The sequence below is a fragment of the Streptomyces graminofaciens genome (assembly GCF_030294945.1).
GTDB classification, from domain to species: domain Bacteria; phylum Actinomycetota; class Actinomycetes; order Streptomycetales; family Streptomycetaceae; genus Streptomyces; species Streptomyces graminofaciens.
The window spans coordinates 4,669,373-4,692,491 of the sequence record NZ_AP018448.1; the positions used below are offsets into that span (position 1 = coordinate 4,669,373).

General features: G+C 70.0%; 22 protein-coding genes and 1 riboswitch. Of the genes, 6 read left to right on the forward strand and 16 right to left on the reverse strand.

Going from position 1 to position 23,119, the window contains the following annotated elements:
* Window positions 1–41: 41 nt before the first annotated feature.
* Complete coding sequence (gene mnmA / locus SGFS_RS19750) at window positions 42–1,169, reverse strand: tRNA 2-thiouridine(34) synthase MnmA (protein ID WP_286252049.1); 1,128 nt, start codon at window positions 1,167–1,169, stop codon at window positions 42–44.
* Between the two features lie 60 nt (window positions 1,170–1,229).
* On the opposite strand from mnmA, the gene SGFS_RS19755 reads away from it, so the two are divergent.
* On the forward strand, window positions 1,230–1,922 hold the full coding sequence (locus SGFS_RS19755) for an N-acetylmuramoyl-L-alanine amidase (RefSeq protein WP_286252050.1): 693 nt from the start codon (window positions 1,230–1,232) through the stop codon (window positions 1,920–1,922).
* A gap of 389 nt (window positions 1,923–2,311) precedes the next feature.
* Window positions 2,312–3,892, forward strand: coding sequence for a multicopper oxidase family protein (locus SGFS_RS19760; RefSeq protein ID WP_286252052.1), 1,581 nt, complete (start codon window positions 2,312–2,314; stop codon window positions 3,890–3,892).
* Between the two features lie 453 nt (window positions 3,893–4,345).
* Here SGFS_RS19760 and SGFS_RS19765 read toward each other — a convergent pair whose 3' ends face one another.
* The 3 genes from SGFS_RS19765 to SGFS_RS19775 form a co-directional block, all read right to left on the reverse strand.
* A complete protein-coding gene (locus SGFS_RS19765) occupies window positions 4,346–5,509 on the reverse strand; it encodes a cysteine desulfurase family protein (RefSeq protein ID WP_286252054.1) in 1,164 nt (387 codons plus the stop codon).
* A 238-nt stretch (window positions 5,510–5,747) separates the two neighbouring features.
* Window positions 5,748–6,032 carry a DUF4190 domain-containing protein gene (locus SGFS_RS19770; protein WP_286252055.1) on the reverse strand — a complete coding sequence of 95 codons (285 nt, stop codon included), beginning with the start codon at window positions 6,030–6,032 and terminating at the stop codon, window positions 5,748–5,750.
* 112 nt (window positions 6,033–6,144) lie between these two features.
* A complete protein-coding gene (locus SGFS_RS19775) occupies window positions 6,145–6,309 on the reverse strand; it encodes a hypothetical protein (protein ID WP_286252057.1) in 165 nt (54 codons plus the stop codon).
* A 133-nt stretch (window positions 6,310–6,442) separates the two neighbouring features.
* On the opposite strand from SGFS_RS19775, the gene SGFS_RS19780 reads away from it, so the two are divergent.
* Window positions 6,443–7,069 (forward strand): TetR family transcriptional regulator, encoded by a 627-nt coding sequence (locus SGFS_RS19780; RefSeq protein ID WP_286252058.1) that lies wholly within the window; start codon window positions 6,443–6,445, stop codon window positions 7,067–7,069.
* Window positions 7,070–7,187: 118 nt separating this feature from the next.
* On the opposite strand, the gene SGFS_RS19785 is transcribed toward SGFS_RS19780, so the two are convergent.
* Window positions 7,188–7,607, reverse strand: coding sequence for a hypothetical protein (locus SGFS_RS19785; RefSeq protein WP_286252059.1), 420 nt, complete (start codon window positions 7,605–7,607; stop codon window positions 7,188–7,190).
* Window positions 7,608–7,764: 157 nt separating this feature from the next.
* Complete coding sequence (locus SGFS_RS19790) at window positions 7,765–8,727, reverse strand: helix-turn-helix transcriptional regulator (RefSeq protein WP_286259981.1); 963 nt, start codon at window positions 8,725–8,727, stop codon at window positions 7,765–7,767.
* A 138-nt stretch (window positions 8,728–8,865) separates the two neighbouring features.
* Between SGFS_RS19790 and SGFS_RS19795 the strand changes: the two genes are divergently transcribed.
* Window positions 8,866–9,462, forward strand: coding sequence for a TIGR03086 family metal-binding protein (locus SGFS_RS19795; RefSeq protein ID WP_286252060.1), 597 nt, complete (start codon window positions 8,866–8,868; stop codon window positions 9,460–9,462).
* A 12-nt stretch (window positions 9,463–9,474) separates the two neighbouring features.
* On the opposite strand, the gene SGFS_RS19800 is transcribed toward SGFS_RS19795, so the two are convergent.
* The 7 genes from SGFS_RS19800 to SGFS_RS19830 form a co-directional block, all read right to left on the reverse strand.
* Window positions 9,475–10,329: a thioesterase family protein gene (locus tag SGFS_RS19800; RefSeq protein ID WP_286252062.1), complete on the reverse strand. Its 855-nt coding sequence runs from the start codon at window positions 10,327–10,329 to the stop codon at window positions 9,475–9,477.
* Window positions 10,330–10,412: 83 nt separating this feature from the next.
* A complete protein-coding gene (locus SGFS_RS19805; protein ID WP_286252063.1) occupies window positions 10,413–11,072 on the reverse strand; it encodes a trimeric intracellular cation channel family protein in 660 nt (219 codons plus the stop codon).
* 63 nt (window positions 11,073–11,135) lie between these two features.
* Window positions 11,136–12,404: an ABC transporter ATP-binding protein gene (locus tag SGFS_RS19810; protein WP_286252065.1), complete on the reverse strand. Its 1,269-nt coding sequence runs from the start codon at window positions 12,402–12,404 to the stop codon at window positions 11,136–11,138.
* On the reverse strand, window positions 12,401–13,495 hold the full coding sequence (locus SGFS_RS19815; RefSeq protein WP_286252067.1) for an ABC transporter ATP-binding protein: 1,095 nt from the start codon (window positions 13,493–13,495) through the stop codon (window positions 12,401–12,403). Before SGFS_RS19815 ends, SGFS_RS19810 begins: the two co-directional genes overlap by 4 nt.
* A complete protein-coding gene (locus SGFS_RS19820) occupies window positions 13,492–14,499 on the reverse strand; it encodes an ABC transporter permease (protein ID WP_286252068.1) in 1,008 nt (335 codons plus the stop codon). The genes SGFS_RS19815 and SGFS_RS19820 overlap by 4 nt, the downstream gene beginning before the upstream one ends.
* A gap of 69 nt (window positions 14,500–14,568) precedes the next feature.
* Window positions 14,569–16,326, reverse strand: a complete 1,758-nt coding sequence (locus SGFS_RS19825; protein WP_461850750.1) for an ABC transporter substrate-binding protein — start codon at window positions 16,324–16,326, stop codon at window positions 14,569–14,571.
* Between the two features lie 66 nt (window positions 16,327–16,392).
* The gene (locus SGFS_RS19830) at window positions 16,393–17,391 is read right to left on the reverse strand and encodes an ABC transporter permease (RefSeq protein ID WP_286252071.1); all 999 of its coding nucleotides are present in this window, start codon (window positions 17,389–17,391) and stop codon (window positions 16,393–16,395) included.
* A gap of 760 nt (window positions 17,392–18,151) precedes the next feature.
* Between SGFS_RS19830 and SGFS_RS19835 the strand changes: the two genes are divergently transcribed.
* Complete coding sequence (locus SGFS_RS19835; protein WP_286252074.1) at window positions 18,152–18,718, forward strand: hypothetical protein; 567 nt, start codon at window positions 18,152–18,154, stop codon at window positions 18,716–18,718.
* Window positions 18,719–18,870: 152 nt separating this feature from the next.
* On the opposite strand, the gene SGFS_RS19840 is transcribed toward SGFS_RS19835, so the two are convergent.
* From SGFS_RS19840 to SGFS_RS19850, 3 genes are all read right to left on the reverse strand, one after another.
* Window positions 18,871–19,662 (reverse strand): enhanced serine sensitivity protein SseB C-terminal domain-containing protein, encoded by a 792-nt coding sequence (locus SGFS_RS19840; RefSeq protein WP_286252076.1) that lies wholly within the window; start codon window positions 19,660–19,662, stop codon window positions 18,871–18,873.
* A 271-nt stretch (window positions 19,663–19,933) separates the two neighbouring features.
* Window positions 19,934–20,710: an enhanced serine sensitivity protein SseB gene (locus SGFS_RS19845; RefSeq protein WP_286259982.1), complete on the reverse strand. Its 777-nt coding sequence runs from the start codon at window positions 20,708–20,710 to the stop codon at window positions 19,934–19,936.
* A 141-nt stretch (window positions 20,711–20,851) separates the two neighbouring features.
* On the reverse strand, window positions 20,852–21,520 hold the full coding sequence (locus tag SGFS_RS19850; RefSeq protein ID WP_286252078.1) for an AAA family ATPase: 669 nt from the start codon (window positions 21,518–21,520) through the stop codon (window positions 20,852–20,854).
* Between the two features lie 207 nt (window positions 21,521–21,727).
* A riboswitch (glycine riboswitch) is annotated at window positions 21,728–21,823 on the forward strand.
* Between the two features lie 151 nt (window positions 21,824–21,974).
* Between SGFS_RS19850 and gcvT the strand changes: the two genes are divergently transcribed.
* A complete protein-coding gene (gene gcvT / locus SGFS_RS19855; RefSeq protein ID WP_286252079.1) occupies window positions 21,975–23,102 on the forward strand; it encodes a glycine cleavage system aminomethyltransferase GcvT in 1,128 nt (375 codons plus the stop codon).
* The last annotated feature ends 17 nt before the right edge of the window (window positions 23,103–23,119 follow it).

Here is a 23,119-nt window from a genome sequence, read left to right on the forward strand (position 1 = left end):
CGGTCGTGCGGAGGCGGTGACGGCCGTGACGGTGGAGGCGCTCAGACGGCCGCCGTCGCCGCCCGTACCGTAGCCGCGATCGTCGCCGAGCCCACCACGCGCGTGTCGTCGTACAGGACGATCGCCTGGCCGGGGGCGACGCCGCGGACGGGCTCGGTGAAGGTGACCTCCAGGGAGCCGTCGACCAGCTCCGCGGTGACCTCCGTCTCGCCGCCGTGGGCGCGCAGCTGGGCCGTGTACGTGCCGGGGCCGGTGGGGGCGGCGCCGCACCAGCGGGGCTTGATCGCGGTGAGGGCGCTGACGTCGAGGGCGGCGACCGGGCCGACCGTGACCGTGTTGTTCACCGGGGAGATGTCCAGGACGTAGCGCGGCTTGCCGTCGGCGGCCGGGGTGCCGATGCGCAGGCCCTTGCGCTGGCCGATGGTGAAGCCGTACGCGCCCTCGTGGGTGCCGAGGACATTGCCGGACTCGTCGACGATGTCGCCCTCCGCCTTGCCGAGGCGGCCGGCCAGGAAGCCCTGGGTATCTCCGTCGGCGATGAAGCAGATGTCGTGCGAGTCGGGCTTCTTGGCGACGGCGAGGCCCCTGCGCTCGGCCTCCGCGCGGATCTCGTCCTTGGTGGTCACCGTGTCGCCGAGGGGGAACAGGGCGTGGGCGAGCTGCTTGTCGTCGAGGACGCCGAGGACGTACGACTGGTCCTTGGCCATGTCGGAGGCGCGGTGCAGCTCGCGCGTGCCGTCCTCGCGGACGATCACCTTGGCGTAGTGGCCCGTGCAGACCGCGTCGAAGCCGAGGGCGAGCGCCTTGTCGAGCAGGGCCGCGAACTTGATCTTCTCGTTGCAGCGCAGGCAGGGGTTCGGGGTCCGCCCGGCCTCGTACTCGGCGATGAAGTCCTCGACCACGTCCTCGCGGAAGCGGTCGGCGAGATCCCACACGTAGAAGGGGATGCCGATGACGTCGGCGGCGCGGCGGGCGTCGCGCGAGTCCTCGATGGTGCAACAGCCACGCGCGCCGGTACGGAACGACTGCGGGTTCGCGGAGAGGGCGAGGTGGACGCCCGTCACGTCGTGCCCGGCTTCGGCGGCGCGGGCGGCGGCCACGGCGGAGTCGACCCCGCCGGACATGGCGGCGAGGACGCGAAGGGGGCGGGGCTGCGAGGTCTCAGTCATAACCCCTCCAGGGTACGGGGCGCGGGGAACCGAAGCCCGCGCGTATCCGTTGACGATCTCGTGGGCACCAGAAAGGCATCAAAGGGCAGCGCTTCCGGGGGCAAGGACGGGGACCGGCGCGTCGGGCGGCGGGCCCTCCTCATCGGTACGGCCTTGGCCGCCGTCGGCACGGCCGTGGTGGCGCGGGACGAGCTGGGGCGCGTGTGGTGGCGCGTGCCCGGCGTCAGGAAGCCGCGCAAGGAGGGCGAGGTCGACTTCGCGAGCGCCAAGTGGGTGGCGGCCTCGGACGCGAACTGGCGGATGGCTGACCGGCCGGACGACTACGGCATAGACATGGTGGTCATCCACGTCACCCAGGGCGGCTACGACAGCGCGGTGAAGGTGTTCCGGGACCCGAAGCACGGCGCGGCGGCGCACTACATCGTCCGCAAGGACGGGCGCGTCACGCAGATGATCCGCGAGCTGGACGTGGCGTACCACGCGGGCAACCGCGCCTACAACGAGCGGAGCGTCGGCATCGAGCACGAGGGCTTCGTGGAGCGCCCCGAGGACTTCACGGACGAGATGTACGAGGCGTCGGCCGGGCTCACGGCCCGGATCTGCGCGCGGTACGACATCCCCGTGGACCGGAAGCACATCATCGGCCACGTGGAAGTGCCGGGGACGGACCACACGGACCCCGGCGAGGGCTGGGACTGGGACCGGTACATGAAGCTGGTGCGCGCCGCCGCCAAGGAGTCGACGGCCGCCTGACGTTTGGCCGACGGGGCACCGACTCCCTTGGTTCTGAGGGGGGAGTTCGTCACCTACTGGCGGAGCCCCTGCACGCCTGGTCGATCCGCTGCCAGGTCCGGAGAGTCCGCTCCAGAGCGCGACAGCCGGGCCACAGCACCGCGAAGGTGCCGGTACAGCGTCGACATAGACTCCGTGAAATGTGACGCACCTCACAGCATCGCGATCCATCGAGCGCTTCCGGTGCCACCCGCGTCCGATGTGTCCCGCGCCTTGATCGCGACCTGCGGTGGCGCCAACTTCGTTACGTATCAGGGACGTTGACAGACACGGCAGTCGCACAGCTTCCCCGGCTCGCTCCTAACTTCGCCTCAGCCTTCCCATAATCTTTGGCCCGAGGCTCCCCGACCATGGATGACACGACAGAGCCCGCCGCGAGTGCGAGCCGGCAGAGCAAGGGTGCCCACGCCAAGGAAAGCCGTCGGGGCGGCAAGGGCGAGCACACCAAGGAGAGCAGGGGCCGGGGCGGCAAGGGACTGCACCGGCGGAAGTTCCTCGGCGGGATGGCCGGGGTCGGACTGGGGGCGGTCGTGGCGGCCGGTACGGCCTTCTCACTGCTGACCGACGCGAAGGGCAACAAGGCGGGCGCCGCGACCAACACCGCCACCCTGAACATCCCGGACCTCCTCGAAGGCACCACCTCCGACGGCACGACCACCTTCACCCTGGCCGCCCAGACCGGCACGAGCGAGGTGGTCAGCGGAGTCACCAGTTCGACCGCGGGCTACAACCAGTCGTACCTCGGCCCCACGATGAAGTGGACCAGCGGCGACACCGTCCTGTTGAACATCACCAACAACCTCGACGCCGACACCACCGTCCACTTCCACGGCGCCCACATCCCGGCCGAGATGGACGGCGGCCCGCAGAACGCCTTCGCGTCCGGCAAGACCTGGTCCCCCACCTTCGAGGTGAAGGACGAGGCCAAGACCCTCTGGTACCACCCGCACGCGCTCGGCACCACGGCCGAGCAGGTCGTCCAGGGCCTGGCCGGCATGATCATCGTCGAGGACGACTCGGACGCGTCGGCGGCGCTGCCGAGCGAGTACGGCGTCGACGACATCCCGATCGTCCTGCAGTGCCTGGCCTCCGACACCTCCGGCGACGTCAAGTACAACCTGACCGGCTATCTGAGCAACAACCTCGTCTTCCCGGTGCTGTGCAACGGCACGAACGTCGACGACACCACCCTGACGTTCACCGCGTCCAAGACGCGCACCCGGTTCCGGGTCCTCAACGCCTCGCCGTCCGACATCATCACCGTCCAGCGCGGCGACGGCGGCACGCTCACCCAGATCGCCACCGACCAGGGCTATCTCACCGAGGCCGCCGAGGTGGCGACCATCAGACTGGTCGCGGGCGGACGCGCCGAGTTCGTCATGGACCTCAGCGACGCGGTCACGCTCCAGGCCGTCATCACCACCGGCTGGGTGCGGGGCGGCAGCGGTACGTACGACTTCCTGACCGTCACCCCGGACGCCTCGGACACCCCGGACGACCTGCCGTCCTCGCTCAACACGATCGAGCGCTACGACACGTCGAGCTTCACCGCGCGCGAGATCACCCTCGACCAGGACGGCCTGGAGATGGCGATCAACGGATCGGTCGGCACCACCATGGACTCCATGGCGACGATCATGACGACCCTCGGCTCCAAGGAGATCTGGACGATCACCAACAACACGATGCTGGAGCACTCGTTCCATCTGCACGACGTGCCGTTCCAGCTGATCGAGATCAACGGTACGGAGCCGACCGGGGTCGATCTCGGCTGGTTCGACACCTATGAGGTCGTCGGCGGCGGTTCCATCAAGATCGCCATGGAGTTCACCGACTTCGCCGACGACACCTACATGTACATGCTCCATTGTCATCTCCTCCAGCACGAGGACGAGGGCATGATGGCCGGCCTCATGGTCATGGAGAGCTAGCGGTCCGGGGGTCCAGCCCAGACCCGCCTCCCCGGGAGGCTGCCGTCGGCAGTGCGAGTGCCGACGGCAGCCAGTCGGAGGTCCGGTGGCCGAGAGTCCGGGCCGCGCGCCGCGTTTTCGGTCGCGGGGGCCGACCAGCACCGCAGGTCGTCCCACCGGGCGCCTTGGCGACGGACCGTGAGATCACTGAGGAGAAAGCCCTGACTCCCCCTGTTCACAGTGGGGTTGGGGCTGAATCCGCGTGTCGCTCGCCTGCCTGGTGCCGCGGCAGGCGACGTTTGCCCGTCAAGGAGCGGCGTCCGGTGCGTGCTCTCGGCGTGCCGGGCGCAAGCCCTCGTACTGGACGTACTTGGGCTTGTGTCCGGTGCGGTGAGTGGGGGCACCTCCCACGCACTTGAGGCAGTGGGGGAGCGTGCCGGGCGTCGCGACGGGGGCGAACGTTGCCTGTTGGGGCTAGGTCAGCCCTGCGCTGCGGGCGCGCTCCACCACCGGGGCGATGGCCTTGGCGACGGCCTCGACGTCCGCCTCCGTGGAGGTGTGGCCGAAGGAGAAGCGGAGGGTGCCACGGGCGAGGTCCGGGTGGGTGCCGGTGGCGAGGAGGACGTGGCTGGGCTGGGCGATGCCCGCGGTGCAGGCGGAGCCCGTGGAGCACTCGATGCCCTGGGCGTCGAGGAGGAGGAGCAGGGAGTCGCCCTCGCAGCCGGGGAAGGTGAAGTGCGCGTTGGCGGGGAGGCGGTCCACCGGGTCGCCGCCGAGGATCGCGTCCGGCACGGCCGCACGGATCGCGGTGACCAGGCTGTCCCGGAGCGCGCCGATCTCCCGGGCGAACCACTCCTGCTGCTCGGCGGCGAGCCGTCCCGCGACCGCGAAGGAGGCGATGGCCGGGACGTCGAGGGTGCCGGAGCGGACGTGGCGCTCCTGGCCGCCGCCGTGCAGTACGGGTACGGGGCTGTACTCGCGGCCGAGGAGCAGCGCGCCGATGCCGTACGGGCCGCCGATCTTGTGGCTGGACACCGTCATCGCGGCGAGGCCGGAGGCGCCGAAGTCGACCGGGACCTGGCCGAAGGCCTGGACGGCGTCGGCGTGCAGCGGGATCCCGAACTCGGCGGTGACGTCGGCGAGTTCGCGGACCGGCATGAGCGTGCCGATCTCGTTGTTGGCCCACATGACGGTGGCGAGGGCCACGTCGTCGGGGTCGCGGGCGATTGCCTCGCGCAGGGCGTCCGGGTGGACACGGCCGTACGAGTCGACCGGGAGGTACTCGACGGTGGCGCCCTCGTGCTCGCCGAGCCAGTGGACGGCGTCCAGGACCGCGTGGTGTTCGACGGGGCTGGCGAGGACTCTGGTGCGGACCGGGTCGGCGTCGCGGCGGGACCAGTAGAGGCCCTTGACGGCGAGGTTGTCGGCCTCGGTGCCGCCAGAGGTGAAGACCACCTCGCTGGGGCGGGCGGCGAGGGCTTCGGCGAGGGTTTCGCGGGCCTCCTCGACGGTTCGCCGCGCGCGGCGGCCGGAGGCATGCAGCGCGGAGGCGTTGCCGGTGATGCTCAGCTGGGCGGTCAGGGCCTCTGCCGCCTCGGGGAGCATGGGAGTCGTCGCCGCGTGGTCGAGGTAAGCCATAGTGAGCCCGATTTTACGGGCCGACTTTCCTTGGCCTGAGGTCCGGCGGGTGTGGGGGTCTCTCCGAAGGGCGCTCGGGGTGCGTTTTGCGCCTTGCCCGGGGCGTACTTGGACTCTCGTGCGAGGCGCCCGGCGCTGTCGGCCGTGCCCATCCGTTCCGCCCTGCGGAACGACTGCACACAGCGGCGCCGACGGCTGACGATCACCCACAGCGAGTGACAGCCGGTCACCCCTCGTCTCACAGGCTCCAGGACACCGTCTCGCTCATCTGCATCAGGGCGAGCAGGACCGCCAGGTCCGCGACGCCCAGGCCCAGGCCCAGGAAGGCGCGGCCCCTGCGTGTCGTGCCGCGCTTGAGGGAGAGGGCCGCAAGGGCGATGGCGATGGGCCCGAGGAAGAGGTTGAGGACCAGGAGGCCGAGGAGGCCCAGGACGAAGGAGGCCACGGCCATGCCGTCGGCGTCCTTCACGCGGTCGCGGGTGCCGGTGCGGGCGGGGCGGTTCGGTGCGGCGGTGAGTTGCATGGTTCGGTCTGCTCCCAACAGGTGCTTTTAGGCGATCGACTCACGGTCGGTTCGCGATCGGTTCAGGGTCGGTTCGCGATCGGTTCAGGGTCGGTTCGCGATCGGTTCGCGGTCAGTTGGCGGCGCGGCGGCGACGGGCGTGGCGCTCGCGCGCGGCGAAGATCGCCAGCCACACGCCGATGGCGGCCGCGATGGCGCAGGAGACGGACAGGGGCACATGGGCCACGGTGCCCATGACGACACCCAGCAGCATGAGCGCGGCGACGAGGAACAGCATGGCGGGACAGCCTCTCGTGACGATCTCTCGTGACAGTTCGGTGAACGATTGTGGTTACAGTTGTTCACTGACTCCCGAGTCTAGCGCGTCGCACGGCTTTGCAATTACAGAGAACAGTTGTTAACTGCATGGCATGAGTCACACTCTCGGCATCCGGCAGGCCCAGAAGCAGAAGACCCGGCAGTCGCTCCTGGACGCCGCGCTGGGCCTGCTGGAGAACCAGAGTCTGAGCAGCCTGGGCCTGCGCGAGGTCACCCGGGCCGTGGGCGTCGCCCCGACCGCGTTCTACCGGCACTTCCACTCGACCGCGGACCTCGGTGTGGCGCTGGTCGAGGAGGCCCTGGGGAGTCTGCATCCGGTGCTGGGCGACCTGATGGCCGCGGTCGGCGACAGCGACGAACTCATAGAGCGCGCCGTCGAGCTGATCGCCGGCCATGTCGACACGTACCCGGCGCACGTCCGCTTCATCGCCCGGGAGCGGCACGGCGGGGTCCAGCCGGTGCGGGAGGCCATCCAGGGGCAACTGGCCAGGTTCGCCGAGGAGGTGCGGGGCGAGCTGGCCCGGCGGCCCGAGGGCGAGGGGTGGAGCGACGACGACCGGCTCATGCTCGCCGGCCTGTACGTCGACCAGATGCTGGTGACCGCCTCGCTCTTCCTGGAGGCCCTGGACGAACCCGAGGAGGAGCGGGCCCGGGTGACCCGGCTGGCGAGCCGCCGGATGCGCCTGATCAGCATCGGCTGCCGCCACTGGCTGGACTGAGCTCCACCCTCCGGCTACGGCTGAGGCCCTCCGAAATGCGGCTGAGGCCCTCCGGCATGCGGCTGAGGGCGCGCCCGTTCACCGGGCGCGCCCTCAGCTGTGCGTATGGACCCCGAGGTCAGCTGTCCTTGGACGCCGACGCGGAGGCTTCCTGGCTCGGCGCCCCGCTCGGGGCCTGACCGCCCTGGCCGCCCTGGCCCGGCTGGCCACCGCCGCCCGGGCCGCCACAGCCGCCACCGCCGCCGGGGCCACCGCCCTGGCCGCCACCGCCGGGGGCGCCGCTCGGCGCGCCGGACGGCTGGCCGGAGGGCGCGCCCGACGGGGCACCGGACGGCGCCTGGCCGTTCGCGGAGGGTGCGCCGGACGGGGCGCCCGAGGGAGCGCCTGACGGAGCCCCCGACGGGGCCTGGCAACTCTGCTGTCCGGAGTTTCCGTTGTTCGAGGTGGACGACGACGAGTCGCTGGAGCCGCACGCCACAAGGAAGAGGGGTGCGGCCGCCAGCAGGGCGACGGCGGGGACGAGACGTGCACGCTTCATGAGAAACAACTCCAAGAAAGATGAGGGAGTTCGTGGCGCGCATCGAATCAACGCAGCTTGGGCGCTTCTTGGGTTCAGGCTGTGCCACCCCTGTGCGAACAGCAAAGCGATCACCAACAACCGCCTCTGACCTGGGCTTTCGCTTCTCCGCCGCGACTCATCTCTGATACAGGCTCGTGACAGAGGCGGCCGCGGCGGCCAGTTCGGCGCGCGCTTCGGGCGGGGCCAGCACCTCCAGCCGGTCGGCGAAGACCAGCAGTTGGCGCACCTCGCCGAGGAGGCCGTACGACAGACGCGCGGTCACCCACTCGCTCTCGCCGTCGTCGTCCTCGGGCGCCGCCGCCAGCCAGGAGGCCTGGAGCCGCAGGAACATGTCGAGGAAGGGGCGCCGCACTCGTACGGTGACGTCGATGCCGCCCGGCCGTTCCTCGACCCGGCGCCGCAACGCCTCCCAGGCGTCGACCAGTTCGACGCCGGGCCGGCGCCGCACGGGTTCGTCGAGGAGGGTCGCCGAGCGCACCCGGTCCACCCGGAAGAGACGGGGCTGGGCCCGGCGGTCGGCGACGAGATACCAGACGCCCGCCTTGGAGACGAGGCCGTACGGGTCGAGGGTGTACGTACGCGGCGCCTTGTCCCCGCCGTGCCGGTAGCGCAGCCGCAGCCGCCGGTCGGCGAAGACGGCGTCCTGGAGCGTCTCCAGGTCCACCGGCTGCTGCGGGCCGCGATTCCAGCGGGCGGAGTCCACCAGGATGCGGCGGCCCGCGGTCTCCGCGGCGGGCCGGTGCGGGGCGGGCAGCGCGGCCATCACCTTGCGCAGCGCGCCGGCCAGCGCCGCGTCCAGCCCGAGGGCGGCGTGCGCGCCCTGCGCGGCCAGCACGAACAGGGCCCGCGACTCGTCGGCGGTCAGCCCCGTGACATCCGTACGGAAGCCCGCGAGCAGCTCGATCCCGCCGTGCCGCCCGCGCTCGGCGTACACGGGCACGCCGGACGCCGACAGGGCCTCGACATCGCGGTAGATGGTGCGTACGGACACTTCGAGCCGCTCGGCGAGTTCATGCGCCGGGACCCGGCCCCGGGTCTGGAGCAACAACAGGATCGAGAGCAGTCGGTCGGCCTTCACCGGATCAGCGTCCCCCATGGGGAGGGATCCCTCATGCGGGTTGTCCCGGCGAAAGCCCGCAGCCCGAGCCGCCTCCGGCGGGAAGCCTACGAGGACCACCGCTGACCACCGTGTTGTCGACCCCAGCCGGAGACCTCCATGACCACCGCGGACACCGTCGACCCCCGCCCCCTCTACACCCGCGCCACCGCACAGGCGGCCGAACTGATCGCGACCGTACGACCGGACCGGCTGAGCGGCCCGACGCCCTGCGCCGAGTACGACGTACGCACCCTGCTCAGCCACATCGTGGGCGGCACCTTGCGCATCGCGGTCGTCGGCGAGGGCGGCGACGGGCTCGCCGTACGGATGTTCGTGGACGGGGTCGCGGACGACGGCTGGCCGGGCGCGTACGACGAGATCAGGACCCGGGTGCTGCGCGCCTGGTCGGGCGACGAGCGGATGACGTCACCGGTGCGGGTGCCGTGGGGCAACATCCCCGGGCGGGACGCGCTGTCGGCGTACGTCATGGAGATCGTGGCGCACACCTGGGACCTCTCCGAGGGGCTCGGGCGGCCGCTGGCGCTGGACCCGGAGCTGGCCGAGTTCTCCCTCGCCGCGGCGCGGGTCGCCCTGCCCGACGGGCCACGCGAGGGCCGTCCGTTCGACCCCGCGCTGCCGGCTCCCGAAGGGGCCGACGCCTACGGCCGGCTGGCGGCCTGGCTGGGCCGCGGGCCGCTCGGCGCGGCGCGGTGACGCCGGCGGGCCTCAGCCCGACAGCTTGACCCGCGCCAGCTGCCGGGACTGCGCCACCAGCCGGTCGGCGCTGTCCCAGACCTCGGCGTCCTCCTCCAGGAAGCCGCCGGCGAGGTTGCGGGTGGTGATGGAGACCCGGAGCGGGCCCGGCGCCGGCCATGACCGCACGTGCACGGTCAGCTCGACCGTCGGGACCCACCCCGATATCCCCAGCTCGAAGGCGGTCGGCGGCAGCGCGTCCACCGCGAGGAGCAGCGCGAAGGGATCGGGGTCCCGGCCGTCGGCGAGCCCGAACCAGGACCGCATCTCGCCCTTGCCGGAGGGCGCGCCGAGCGCCCAGCCGAGGGTCGTCGGGTCGAGTTTGAGGAACAGCCGGTCGGTGATCGCGGAGCCGCCGGGGACCGGGTCGGGGGCGTCCTGGGGGTCGAAGCACTGCTCGACCGGCGGGATCACGGGCGGCTTGGCCGTCGTACGGACGTCGTCCGGGAGGGAGCCCAGGTCGCCGTAGGAGGCGAGGACGCGGATGCGCTCGACCTCGTTGCCGTCCTCGTCGATCTGGAACAGGGAAGCCTGGCCGGTGGACAGCGTGCGTCCGGTGCGTACGACGTCCGTGCGCACGACCGCCGGGCCCGGCTGGGAGGCAGTCAGGTAGTGCGCGGAGATGGTGAACGGGTCGCCGTGCGGGAGGGCGTCGGCGAGGGCACGGCCGAGGACGGCCAGCAGGTAGCCGCCGTTGACGGCGCCGATGATCGTCCAGCCGGCGGAGAGGTCGATGTCGTAGACGCCGGGTTCGCGCAGGGTGACCGCGGTGTCCCGGTCGAACTCGCTGTCGCCGATCGCGGCCCGTACGGAAGCTGCTTCTGCCATGGATGAACCGTACAACAGGCCATTACTAAGCGGTAGCTTTTACCAATCCACCCCGCTTCCACCCCCGCTCATTGCACCTCCCTTCATTGCACCTCCGTCGCCGTCGACCGCCGGTTCCAGGCCCGCGGCGCCCGCCAGTGGTAGCGCATGGCCAGGAGCCGCAGGACGAAGACGGTGACCGCGGCGAGCGCCGAGGTGAAGGTCGTCAGGACCTCGTGGCGGATGCAGAGCACGACCATCCCGGCGCCGGCCATCGCGGGCACCGCGTACAGGTCACGGTCCCAGCGCAGCAGCGACGGCACCTCGTTGGCGAGCACGTCCCGCAGCACACCGCCGCCGACCGCCGTGGCCAGCCCGAGGGTCGCGGAGGCGGTGAGGCCCAGCCCGTACTCGTACGCCTTCGTCGTGCCCGCGACGCAGAACAGGCCGAGGCCGGCCGCGTCGAAGACGTTCACCGCGTTCTGGATGCGCTCGACCTCCGGGTGCAGGAAGACGACCAGGAGGGCGGCGAGCAGCGGTGTGAGGAAGTAGCCGAGGTCGGTGAAGGCCGCGGGCGGTACGGCGCCGATGACCAGGTCCCGGAAGAGCCCTCCGCCGAGCGCGGTGACCTCGGCGAGGACGGCGATGCCGAAGACGTCGAAGTTCTTGCGGACGGCCAGCAGCGCGCCGGAGATGGCGAAGACGAAGATGCCTATCAGGTCGAGTGTGTGCTGGACGGAAGGGGTGAAGAGTTGCTGAAGCACCTTTGTATTGTGACGCAAGAATGAGCCCCTGCCTTGCAATGCAAGGCAGGGGCTCATTTCTGCTTACTTGTCGTCGGTCTCCTTGGAGACCTCGGTCTCGGCAGGCGACTCGACCTCGGCCGTGGCCTCCACCGCCTCCGCCGGAGCGGCCTCCGAGGGAGAGGTCTCCGCAGGAGAGGTCTCCGCAGGAGAGGTCTCCTCCGAAGCGGCAGCCGGCTCCGCCCGCGTCTGCTCCGGCACCAGCTTCCCCGCCTCCTTCGCGGCCGTCAGCAGGACGACGTCCTGGGGCTGCTGGTCCTCGAAGTTCTCGGGGTGGTGGCAGGCCACCCGCTGCCCGGGCTTCAGCTCGGCCAGCGGCGGCTCGGTGGTCGAGCAGATCTGCGTCGCCTTCCAGCACCGGGTGTGGAAGCGGCAGCCGCTCGGCGGGGCGATCGGCGAGGGCACATCGCCCTTGAGCAGGATCCGCTCGCTCTTGGCGCTGCGGCGCTTGGGGTCCGGGATCGGCACGGCCGACAGCAGCGCCTTGGTGTACGGGTGCATCGGCGCCCGGTACAGCGAGTCCCGGTCGGCCAGCTCCACGATCTTGCCGAGGTACATCACGGCGATGCGGTCGGAGACATGGCGGACCACCGACAGGTCGTGCGCGATGATCACATACGTCAGGCCCAGCTCGTCCTGGAGGTCGTCCATCAGGTTGACGACCTGCGCCTGGATCGACACGTCGAGCGCGGAGACCGGCTCGTCGGCGACGACCATACGGGGCTTGAGGGCGAGCGCGCGGGCGATGCCGATGCGCTGACGCTGACCGCCGGAGAACTCGTGCGGGTAGCGGTTGTAGTGCTCGGGGCTCAGGCCCACCAGCTCCAGCAGGCGCTGGACCTCCTTCTTCACCCCGCCCTCGGGCTCGACGCCCTGGAGCTTGAACGGCGCCGAGACGATGGTGCCGATGGTGTGCCGGGGGTTCAGCGAGCCGTACGGGTCCTGGAAGATCATCTGCACGTCGCGGCGCAGCGGGCGCATGCCGCCGGTGCCGAGGTGCGTGATGTCCGTGCCGTCGAACTCGATCTTCCCGCCGGTCGGTTCGAGGAGGCGGGTGATCAGCCGGCCCATGGTCGACTTGCCGCAGCCGGACTCGCCGACGACACCGAGGGTCTCGCCGCGGCGCACCTCGAAGTCGATGCCGTCGACGGCCTTGACCGCGCCGACCTGGCGCTGGAGCACACCCTTCTTGATGGGGAAGTGCTTGACCAGGCCCTCGACCTTGAGCAACGGTGTCTCGTCCGCGGCCGGTTTCGCCGTCTTGGTCCCCGCCGGGGTCTCAGTCTCGCTCACAGCTTCGGCGCAATCTCTTCGTTCCAGATCCGCGTGCGCTCCTCCTGCGACAGATGGCAGGCGGTGAAGTGCCTGCCGCCGACCTCGCGCAGTTCGGGGCGCTCGGTCCGGGTGATGTTGTCCTTGGGGAGGTCCGCGTAGGGGCAGCGCGGGTTGAACGCGCATCCCGAGGGGACATTGATGAGGCTGGGCGGCTGGCCCTTGACCGGGATGAGCCGGTCGGTCTGCTCGCGGTCGATCCTCGGCATCGAGCCGAGCAGGCCCCAGGTGTAGGGGTGCTGCGGCTTGTAGAAGATGTCGTCGACCGGTCCGCGCTCCACGCAGCGGCCGCCGTACATCACGAGGATGTCGTCGGCGATCTCGGCGACCACGCCGAGGTCGTGCGTGATGATGATGACCGCGGAGCCGAACTCCTTCTGCAGGTCCCTGATGAGGTCCAGGATCTGCGCCTGGACGGTGACGTCCAGGGCGGTGGTGGGCTCGTCGGCGATCAGCAGCTCGGGGTTGTTGACCAGGGCCATGGCGATCATGGCGCGCTGGCGCATACCGCCGGAGAACTCGTGCGGGTAGTTGTCGACCCGCTTGTTCGGCTCCGGGATGCCCACGCGGTCGAGGAGTTCGACGGCGCGCTTGCGGGCGACCTTCTTGCTGACGTCGTTGTGGACGCGGTACGCCTCCACGATCTGGTTGCCGACCGTGTAGTACGGGTGCATCGCGGACAGCGGGTCCTGGAAGATCATCGCCATCTCGCGGCCGCGCAGCCGCCGCACCTCGTCGGGGCTCGCCCCGACGAGTTCCTTGCCGTCGAGCCAGATCTCGCCGGACATCTGGACGTTCTTCCCGCGCGCCCCGAGCCGGTGCAGGCCCATGACGGCGAGCGAGGTCACCGACTTGCCGGAGCCGGACTCGCCCACGATGCCGAGGGTCTTGCCCTTCTCCAGCTGGAAGGAGAGCCCGTCGACGGACTTGACCAGACCGTCGTCGGTCGGGAAGTGCACCTTGAGGTCGCGTACGTCGAGGAACGCCCCGGAGGGAGCCTCGGTGCGCGTGGGCTCGCCCACGGCGGCCCCGGTCTTGGACAGTTCGGTCACGAGAGCCTCACCCGCGGGTCGATCGTGGCGTACAGCAGGTCCACCACAAGGTTCATGAAGACGACGAAGAACGCCGCGAGCAGGGTCACCCCGAGGATCGGGGGCAGGTCGTTGGCGGTGATGTTCCGCACCGCGTACTCACCGATGCCGTGCAGCGAGTACACGTACTCGGTGATGACTGCGCCGCCGAGCAGCAGGCCGATGTCCATGCCGAAGACCGTGACCAGCGGGGTCAGTCCGGCCCGCAGGCCGTGCTTGGTGACCACGTTGCGCTCGCGCAGACCCTTGGCGCGCGCGGTGCGGATGAAGTCCTCGTTCATCGTCTCCAGCATGCCCGAGCGGGTGAGCCGGGCGTAGATGGCCGAGTAGAGGAGCGCCAGCGAACACCAGGGCAGGAACAGGGTGTTGGCCCACTGGGAGGGGTTCTCGGTGAACGGGACGTACGTTCTGCCGAAGATCTCCAGCTTGTAGCTGAACAGCAGCAGGAACAGCTGGCCGGTGAAGAAGATGGGCAGGGAGACGCCCGCGAGGGCCACGCCCATCGCGGACCGGTCGAAGATCGAGCCGGGCTTCAGGGCCGAGATGACACCGGCCACGATGCCGCCGATCAGCCAGAGCACAGCCGCGCCGACGGCGAGCGAGATGGTCACCGGCAGCCGGTCCATCAGCTGCGGCCAGACCTGCTCGTGGGTCCGGAAGGAGTAGCCGAAGCACGGCATGTCACAGCGGGCCGTGGTCGGCCCGAGGTCATAGGTGGCACCGGTCACGATCCCCTTGACGAAGTCCCAGTACTGGACGTAGACCGGCTCGTCCAGACCGAGGTTTCGCTTGATCGCCGCGATGTCCTCGGGCGTGGGGTTCTTGCCGATGTACTGCTGTGCCAGCTGGTCGGCCGTCTGTCCGGCGAGCTTCGGCAGGATGAAGAAGATGCCGAAGGTGACCGCGGTGACGACGAGCAGCAGGATCACTGCCGCGATCGTCCGGCGGATGATGTACGAGATCACGGGGACCGGCGCCGGCGCCCGCGGGTGGCGAAACCCGCGGGCGCCAATGCCTTCACCTGCCTTCCGGGGCTACTTCTTGGTGGTGCCGATGTTGAGGTAGTCGTACTCACCGCTGAAGGCGGACGTCGACACCAGGTTGGTGGCGTACGGCGAGCGGTACAGCAGGACCTTGAAGTAGGTCAGCGGGACGATGACGGCCTGCTCCATGACCTTCTTGTCGACCTCGGCGTACGCCTTGTTGCGGGCGGCCTCGTCGGTGTTGCCGATCGCGTCGTCCAGCAGCTTGTTGACCGCGGGGTCGTTCAGCTGGGACAGGTTGGTGTTACCGGACTGGCCGATGGCCTTGCCGTGCACGATCTGCTGCAGGAAGCCGTAGCCGGTCGGCCAGTCGGCACCCCACTGCATCATGATCAGACCGATGTTCTGCTTCTTCGTGAAGTTCGGGACACCCGCATAGTCGGAGAAGTACTTGCTCGACGGGTACTGCTTGATCGTCGCGTCGATGCCGACCTTCTTCAGGTCCGCGACGATCGTGGTGGCCGCGTCGACCTCGCTCTGACGGTCGCTACGGGCGGAGATGGAGGTCTTGATCTTCTCCTGGCCGCAGGCCTTCAGGTGCTCCTTGGCCTTGGCCACGTCGCCCTTGTTGTCCTTGGTGGCGTAGAGGTCGAACTTCTCGTAGCCCGGGATGTCGGTCGGCAGCACGGTGGACGCGACGTCACCGCGGATCGGGCCGCCCATCGCGGTCTGCGCGGAGACCTTGTTGATGGCGTACTGCACGGCCTTGCGGCACTCGACGTTGTCGAACGGCTTCACCTTGGTGTTGATCGCCGTGTAGATCAGACGACCGCCGAGCGCGTTGTCCGTGCTGGCCATCTTCTCCTTGTCGTTGACCAGGTCGGCCTGGGTCTGCGTGTCGACACCGCGGCCGGCCAGGTCGACCAGGGTGGCGCCCGACATCACGTCGTTGTCGATCGTGGCCTGGTTGACGCCGAGGGTCAGGACGATCTTGTCCGGGTACTGCTTGCGCAGCGGGTCCGTGTCGGCGCTCCACTCCGGGTTGCGCTCCAGAGTGACCTGCTTGCCCTCGTCGTAGCTCGCGAACTTGTACGAGCCGGAGGAGACGACCTTCTTGGTGTAGTCGACGCCCGTGTCCTTGGCCTGCGGCACCGGCGCCGTCTGCGGGGCGCTCACCAGGTAGTCGAAGTCGGTGAAGGCCTGCTTCAGGTTGAAGACGATGGTCTGGTCGTCCGGGGTCTCGATGGACGACAGGCCCTTCTCGCTCTTGTCCTTGTACGGGCCCTTGTACTTGCTCTTGTCCTCCAGCAGCTGCTGGAAGTAGTTCGGGCCGAGCGAGAGCACGTCACGCGCGAAGTTGGAGCGCTCGACGGCGTACTTGACGTCCTTCGAGGTGACCTCGGTGCCGTCCTCGTACTTGACGCCCTTGCGGAGCTTGTACGTCCAGGTCTTGCCGCCGTTGCTGGGCGTGCCCGCGGCCTCGGCCAGGTCGGGGACCAGCTCGTTGCCCTTCTCGCCCGGCGCGGGCTTGAAGGTCATGAGCGGACGCGCGTAGAGCCGGCTGAAGTTGTAGATGAAGCCGTAGTACGTGTTGCCCGGGTCGAAGGACTCGGGGGCGTCGGCCATCGCGTAGGTGACCGTGCCGCCCTTCTTCGTGGAGGCGTTGACGACTTCCTTGGTCGCGGCGTTGGCGCCGGCGGCCTTGGTGTTGCCGTCGTCGTCTCCGCCTTCGTCGGCCTTGCTGCAGCCGGCGAGAAGCAGTCCGGCGCTGCTGATGGCCGCGACTACGGCCATTGCTGACCTTCGCATGATGGTCGGTATCCCCTTCGTAGTTGGACAGTTGAGCAGGACGCGTGGGCGCCGCGACCGCAGACGTCAGCGGCTGCGGGGATCGAGGGCGTCCCTGAGGCCGTCACCGAGGAGGTTGAAGGCCAGCACCGTGATGAAGATCGCGAGGCCGGGGACGATCATGTACTGGGGGTCGACCTGGAAGTACCGGGTCGCTTGGTTGAGCATGCCGCCCCAGGAGGCCTGCGGCGGCTGGATCCCGACGCCGAGGAAGCTGAGCGAAGCCTCGAAGATGATGTTGGTCGGGATGAGCAGCGTCGAGTAGACGACGATCGGCGCGACGAGGTTGGGCAGCAGCTCCTTGAAGAGGATGTACGGGCCGCCAGCCCCCATCCCCCGGGAGGCGTCGATGAATTCTCGCTCGCGCAGCGCCATGGTCTGGCCGCGCACGATGCGTCCCATGTACGGCCAGTTGAAGAAACCGATGACGAAGATCAGCACCGAGATGTGCAGGGGCAGTCCTTCGAGACCGAAGGCGCCGCCCTGGAGCGTGGCGGAGATGGCGATGGCGAAGAGCAGCAGCGGGAACGCCAGGAAGGTGTCCATCAGCCGGCTGACGATGGAGTCGACCCGGCCGCCGTAGTAGCCGGCGACGAGCCCGAGGACCACGCCGATCACATTGGACAGGATGGTCGCGCCGAAGGCGACGACCAGGGAGACCCAGGAGCCCTCCAGGACGCGGGCCAGGATGTCGCGCCCGAACTTGGGCTCGACGCCCAGCGGGTGGTCCCAGCTCATCCCGCCGAAGTCGCCCTTGGGAAGGGAGGTGTTGGCGTCGATGAGGTCCTGGTCGAGCGCGTTGGGGTCGAGGCCGAGCATCGACTGGATCGGCCGGGAGAGGACCGCGACCAGGATCAGGAGTATGACGATGACGCCGCCGGCGACGGCCACCTTGTCGCGCTTGAAGCGGGTCCAGGCGATCTGGCCGAGCGAGCGGCCCTCGATCTTCTTGGCCTCGACGCCGTCCAGCACGGCTTCGGGCTGTGCCTCGGCCTGCGAACCGGTCGTCTCAATGGGTGCGGTCATCGTCCCTCGTGCTTGCCCGAGCCGGTGGTTGCCGACTGCGCTTGGCGGCCGCCCGGGTCTGCGGTGCGGTCCGTTGCCACTGGTGTTCTTCTTCTCTGTTCTGCTGCTTGTCCGCCATGGCCGGGTGTCGACGCCGGTGTCGAGCCGAGGCCATGGAGCGGGAGATGGGGCCCGGCGCAGAACTTCACCATATGAACAGCACGTTCGTCCGATCCCCCCACCGCTCTGGGGGAGTCTTCAACGGTCGCGCGATCAGGCACCAGACCCGACGGCGAATGTATGCGCAACCGTGATGTGGCCAGCGAGGTTCCGGAATCCGAACACCGCGGACGCGTGAGCGGTGGCGGGCACCTGGCGGGCGCCGTTACGTGTGGCGCAGGCCACATATCAGGCATGCCATGTCCGGATCACCCGCCCTCGCCCCTTAGGTGGCCCGTCAATTCGGGCGAAGGTCGCATGAGGGAAATGCAATCGCTGATATCTTCCGGCGAATTCGAGGCCGGTTCGGGTGCCGGTTCGTAACAGAACTCGTTCTCCGTTGCGCGCCGTCCGGGCCGGTGGCTACCTTCTTCCCCGCACCACGGGAGTCCCTGGCCAGGACCCACACGACCATCCTTCGGCCGCAACACGGGGCACAGCCTGAGAAGTAAATGCGGGGGAATTCAGCACCGCTACGGGGAAATTACGGCTCGACCGGCCGCAGATGACTCAGCAGATCGACCAACGACTCACCAGATCAACGGGGAACGGGGAAAAAGAAATGAAGAAGCTCATTGCCGGTGCCATGACGACGGTCGCCGTCGGCGCGATGGTGCCGCTGCTCGTGGCCGCTCCGGCGAGCGCCGACGCGCAGGCGAAGGTCTGTACGCCGGGCAGCACGAAGATCAGCTGGCCGTCCGCCGCCAAGCGGCAGATACTGACCCACGGCGTGGCCCGGAACGCCTCGGCGCCGGGCACGGTGACGGTGGGTCTGCGCATGGTCGCCCGGGTGTGGGCGAACGTGAGCGGCCCGGCGCAGCCGTCGGCGGTCATCGCGAGCCTCGGCAAGCAGACCGGGACCAAGCTGGCTCCCAACAAGAAGGCGACGCCGGGGACCCTGTCCGCCACGGCCAAGATCACACCGGGCAAGACGATCTTCTACGCGGGCACCACCAAGGCGTCCGGCAAGTACGAGGCCCGGACCTGCAACTCCAAGGGCACGGGCTACGGCACCGCCAAGAAGGGCCAGGCCGTCAGCTGGACCAAGCTGACCAAGGGCGCGATCAACTGCAAGACCAAGGTGGTCAACAACCCGCTGGCGAGCGCGGCGCAGGCCAAGTTCTGCTGACGCCCGACGCCCGACGCCCGACGCATGCGCCTGACGCATGACGGGTGACGCCTGATGTGTGACGGCGCCCCCGGCTCCGGAGAAGCTCGCACGAGCGGAACCGGAACCGGGGGCGCCGGCCGTTCGCCTGTCGGGGCCTCGCTGTCGGGGCCTCAGTACCCGCCCGGATATCCGTACCCGCCCGCCGCGGGGGCCTGGGCCGGGGCGGCGTGGGCCTCGCGGTCGTAGAAGGGGCGGGCGCCGGCGCGCAGCCACATCGCGACCGGGTCGTACTCGTCGGACATGGCGACGGTGGAGACGGGCAGCCCGTCGGGGACCGCGCCGATGGACTGCTGCATCATCGCGCGCACCGAGTCGACGGCGGGCGGCGAGGTGTCGTACACGTCCAGGCCGATGGCCAGATAGGGGGCGCCGAGCGCGGGCTGCACCCAGGCGCGGCGCAGGGAGCGCACGGCGGGGGTGCGGTGGGCGTTCTGCGTGAGCAGGGCGTAGAACTGGGGGATCTCGATGGCCGGCTCGCTGAGCCGGAGCGGGCCCGCGGGCTGGCGCTCCAGGCCGGTGGCGATACGGCGCAGGTCGAGCCACGGGATGCCTACGCCACCGCCCGGCGCGTGCGGGTTCAGCCAGAGGCCGTAGTGGTCGGGATAGAGGGTGCGGGCCACGTCGAGGCCGTCGACCACCTCGTAGGACCTGTTCCAGCCGCTGGCGGAGAGTTCCTGGGCGGAGGTGACGCACGGGGCGTAGTTGAACCCGTCGACCTCCATGTTCCCGTACTGGGCGTCGGGGGAGCCGGCCTGGCCGTGCCACAGGAGCATCCAGATCTGGCCGCCGGCCGGGATCGCGAGGGCACGCAGCAACGCCTCGTAGGCGTCGTAACGCCCGGGCGTCACCTGGCGCAGCATGTGCTCGACCTGTCCGGTCGCGGCCGTGCCCGACGCGCTCACCTTCTACCGCCCCTTCGCCACACCATCACGACCAACTCGCCCCATACGACCCGTCGACATCCCGTCGGCACCGCGACGGCACCCCGACAACACCCCGACCGGGCCATTCTGCCTCGTCCTGGCCGAACGGCGCCCCTCGGCGGCTTCCTGCGGGGCGGGCTCACGACCCAGTTCCCCCGAGCTATCAAACCAGGGTAATCGGCGATTCTGACAGCGACTTGACGCACATCACCGGAGGTGTCCGCGCCGCTGTCCCGCCGGTCAGTACCGTTCAGTACCCATGCTGGTAGAACGGCCGTACGCGCTCGCGCATCCAGTCGCCCACCGGGTCCTGGGCCACGTCGAGGAACACCATGTTGACCGCCCATTTCAGGGGTGCCCGGCCGAGCGCCCGGCCGAGGGCGTCCAGCGGCAGCGTGCGGTCGGACTCCCAGGAGCCCAGCTCGACGCCGATGAACATCACGGGCTCGGCGGTCTCGATGGCGGCCAGGCAGCGCCGGGCGGAGAGCACGACCCCGCTCGCCGCGAACTCCTCCGCGGCGACGGCCAGGAAGTCCACCGGGTCGTCCTGCCAGTCCGGCTCGAACAGCCGCACCCGGGCGCCGCCCGCCGACCCGTCCAGCGGGGTCCGCGCGGCCCGGCACAGCTCGGCGACGGCGGGCGGCGGCAGCGGCACGCCCACCACGCCGTCGGGGTTCAGCGCGAGGCCGACCTGCGGGGGCAGGCCCCGCGCGAACTCGACGGCGGGCGCGATCGTGTACGACATATGGCTGCCGACGACCTGGCGGAACTGCTCCTCCGAGCTGAAGACCGGTACGAAGACCTGGCCGCCGATGTCCATCGTGGGCAGGTCGAGCGGACCGCTGTGCGGACCGCCGCCCTCGGGCAGCGGCACCCAGACGAAGCTGCGGGAGAGCACCTCCACGATGCGTCCGCCCGCCGAGGGCACGCCGAGCGACGCGGACAGCACCTCCTCCAGCTCGTTACCGGGCCACCCGCCGTGCCCTTGGGGGTGCGCCTGTGCCGGGAAGTCCGCCGGGAAGTCCATCTGCTGCCTGCCGCTTTGGTCCGTGATGCTGTTGTAGCTGAACCTTAATTGCTCCCGGGCCCGAAGGGGCGCGGGGAACCGCGCGAGCACCCACCGACCCGCAGCCCGAAGACGGCGGCAGCCCCGAGCGCTCCCGAAATCTCACCCAGCGAAGTCGATCCTCTTCAGAGCGTCCGCCGCGTCCCGGTCGATCAGCACAGCCGACCCGCACCCCTCCGGCAGCCGCCCCTTCTCCACCTGCCGCAGCAGCCGGGTCATGGCACCGCGGTGCCGGGCGAAGGCGTACCGGGAGACGCCCCTGCCCCGCTCCCGCTGACCGTCCCGGGCCTGCCCGGCGGTCACGTCGAGCAACAGCAGGTGCAGGGTGCCGCCACGCCGCCGGGCCTCCCGAGCCAGCCAGCCCCGCACCCACGCCTGCGTCCCGCAGTCATGCACGACGACACCCTCACCGGACCGCAGCGCCCGCCACAGCCCGCCGTAGTGGGCGAGGCGCACGAACGGCCGGTACACGGCGTACGGCAGCACGCGGGGCAGGCGCGCGTCGTAGCGGTCGCGGGTGTCCTGGGAGTCGATCCGCCGGCCCGGCACCGCCCGTCGCATCAGCGTCGACTTGCCGCTGCCGGGCAGCCCGGTGACGACGACGAGGTCGTCCGGTCCGAAGGACAGCTCGCGCGGGCTGCGGCCGGAGCGGTCCCTGAGGTCGCGGACGACCGCCGTCGGGAACGGGCCGCATGCCTCCCCGGCCGGGACAGCGGGCCGCTTGGGCAGCGCGATGCCCGAGGTCGTCGCGTACGCCCTGGTCCTGTTCACCGTGATCGTCCTCCCCAGGGGTTGGAGGCCCCATCCCCACAGACTGTAAAGAGAAGGTAATGCCCGATCGCTCCTGTTTCAGTCCTCGTATGGACACAAGCGTGCTACGAACCGCTGTGTCTCCCCCCTGCGGGACCGGTGAGGCTCCCTCTGCCGTGCCGTGCCGATGCGTGCAATGATGTGCGCGCCAACTGCATACCGGCCGCTTGAATCCGCGCGGGAGAGCTCCCAGCAGACCGCTGGGGCGCCGAAGGAGCAAGTCCCTCCCTTGAATCTCTCAGGCCCAGATACCGCGCGGGCGAGGCACATCTGAAAAGCGAGTCGCCGTGACCGGTGGCTCCACCCACGGTGCAAGTCACGACCACCGATACGTACGGTCGTGGTGAACCTCTCAGGTTCCGATGACAGATGGGGAGGAACTTTCCTCGCCTGTCATGCCCTGGGAGCAGAACCGATGAGCAGTAACTCCCCCGTTGGACCGCGCCTCACCGCGCTCGATGCGCTGCATCGCTCGCTCGGCGCCACGATGACCGACTTCGCCGGCTGGGACATGCCCCTGCGGTACGGCTCCGAGCGCGACGAGCACCACGCCGTACGCACCCGGGCCGGACTCTTCGACCTCTCCCACATGGGTGAGATCACCGTCACCGGCCCGCAGGCCGCGGCCCTGCTCGACCACGCGCTGGTCGGCAACATCGGCGCTGTGAAGACGGGCCGCGCCCGCTACACCATGATCTGCCGCGAGGACGGCGGCATCCTCGACGACCTGATCGTCTACCGGCTGGCCGAAACCGAATACATGGTCGTCGCCAACGCCTCCAACGCCCAGGTCGTGCTGGACGCGCTCGTCGAGCGTGCGGCCGGGTTCGACGCCGAGGTGCGGGACGACCGGGACGCGTACGCGCTGATCGCCGTGCAGGGCCCCGAGTCCCCCGGCATCCTCAAGGCGCTCACCGACGCCGACCTGGACGGCCTGAAGTACTACGCCGGGCTGCCCGGCACGGTCGCGGGCGTCCCCGCGCTGATCGCGCGCACCGGCTACACCGGCGAGGACGGCTTCGAGCTGTTCGTGAAGCCGGATCACGCCGTGGAGCTGTGGCAGGCACTGACCGAGGCAGGCGAGGGCGCCGGGCTTGTCCCCTGCGGGCTGTCCTGCCGGGACACCCTGCGACTGGAGGCCGGCATGCCGCTGTACGGGCACGAGCTGTCCACGGAGCTGACGCCGTTCGACGCCGGGCTCGGGCGGGTCGTGAAGTTCGAGAAGGACGGCGACTTCGTCGGCCGTACGGCGCTGGAGGCCGCCGCCGAGCGGGCCGCCGCCGCGCCCCCGCGCGTCCTCGTCGGGCTCGTCGCCGAGGGCCGCCGGGTCCCGCGCGCCGGGTACCCGGTGGTCGCCGACGGCAAGGTGATCGGCGAGGTCACCTCCGGTGCCCCCTCCCCCACTCTTGGCAAGCCGATCGCCATGGCGTACGTCGACGCCGCGCACTCCGTGCCGGGGACGGCCGGGGTCGGTGTGGACATCCGGGGCAGCCACGAGCCGTACGAGGTCGTGGCGCTGCCGTTCTACAAGCGCCAGAAGTGACACCTTCGTAGTCGTTC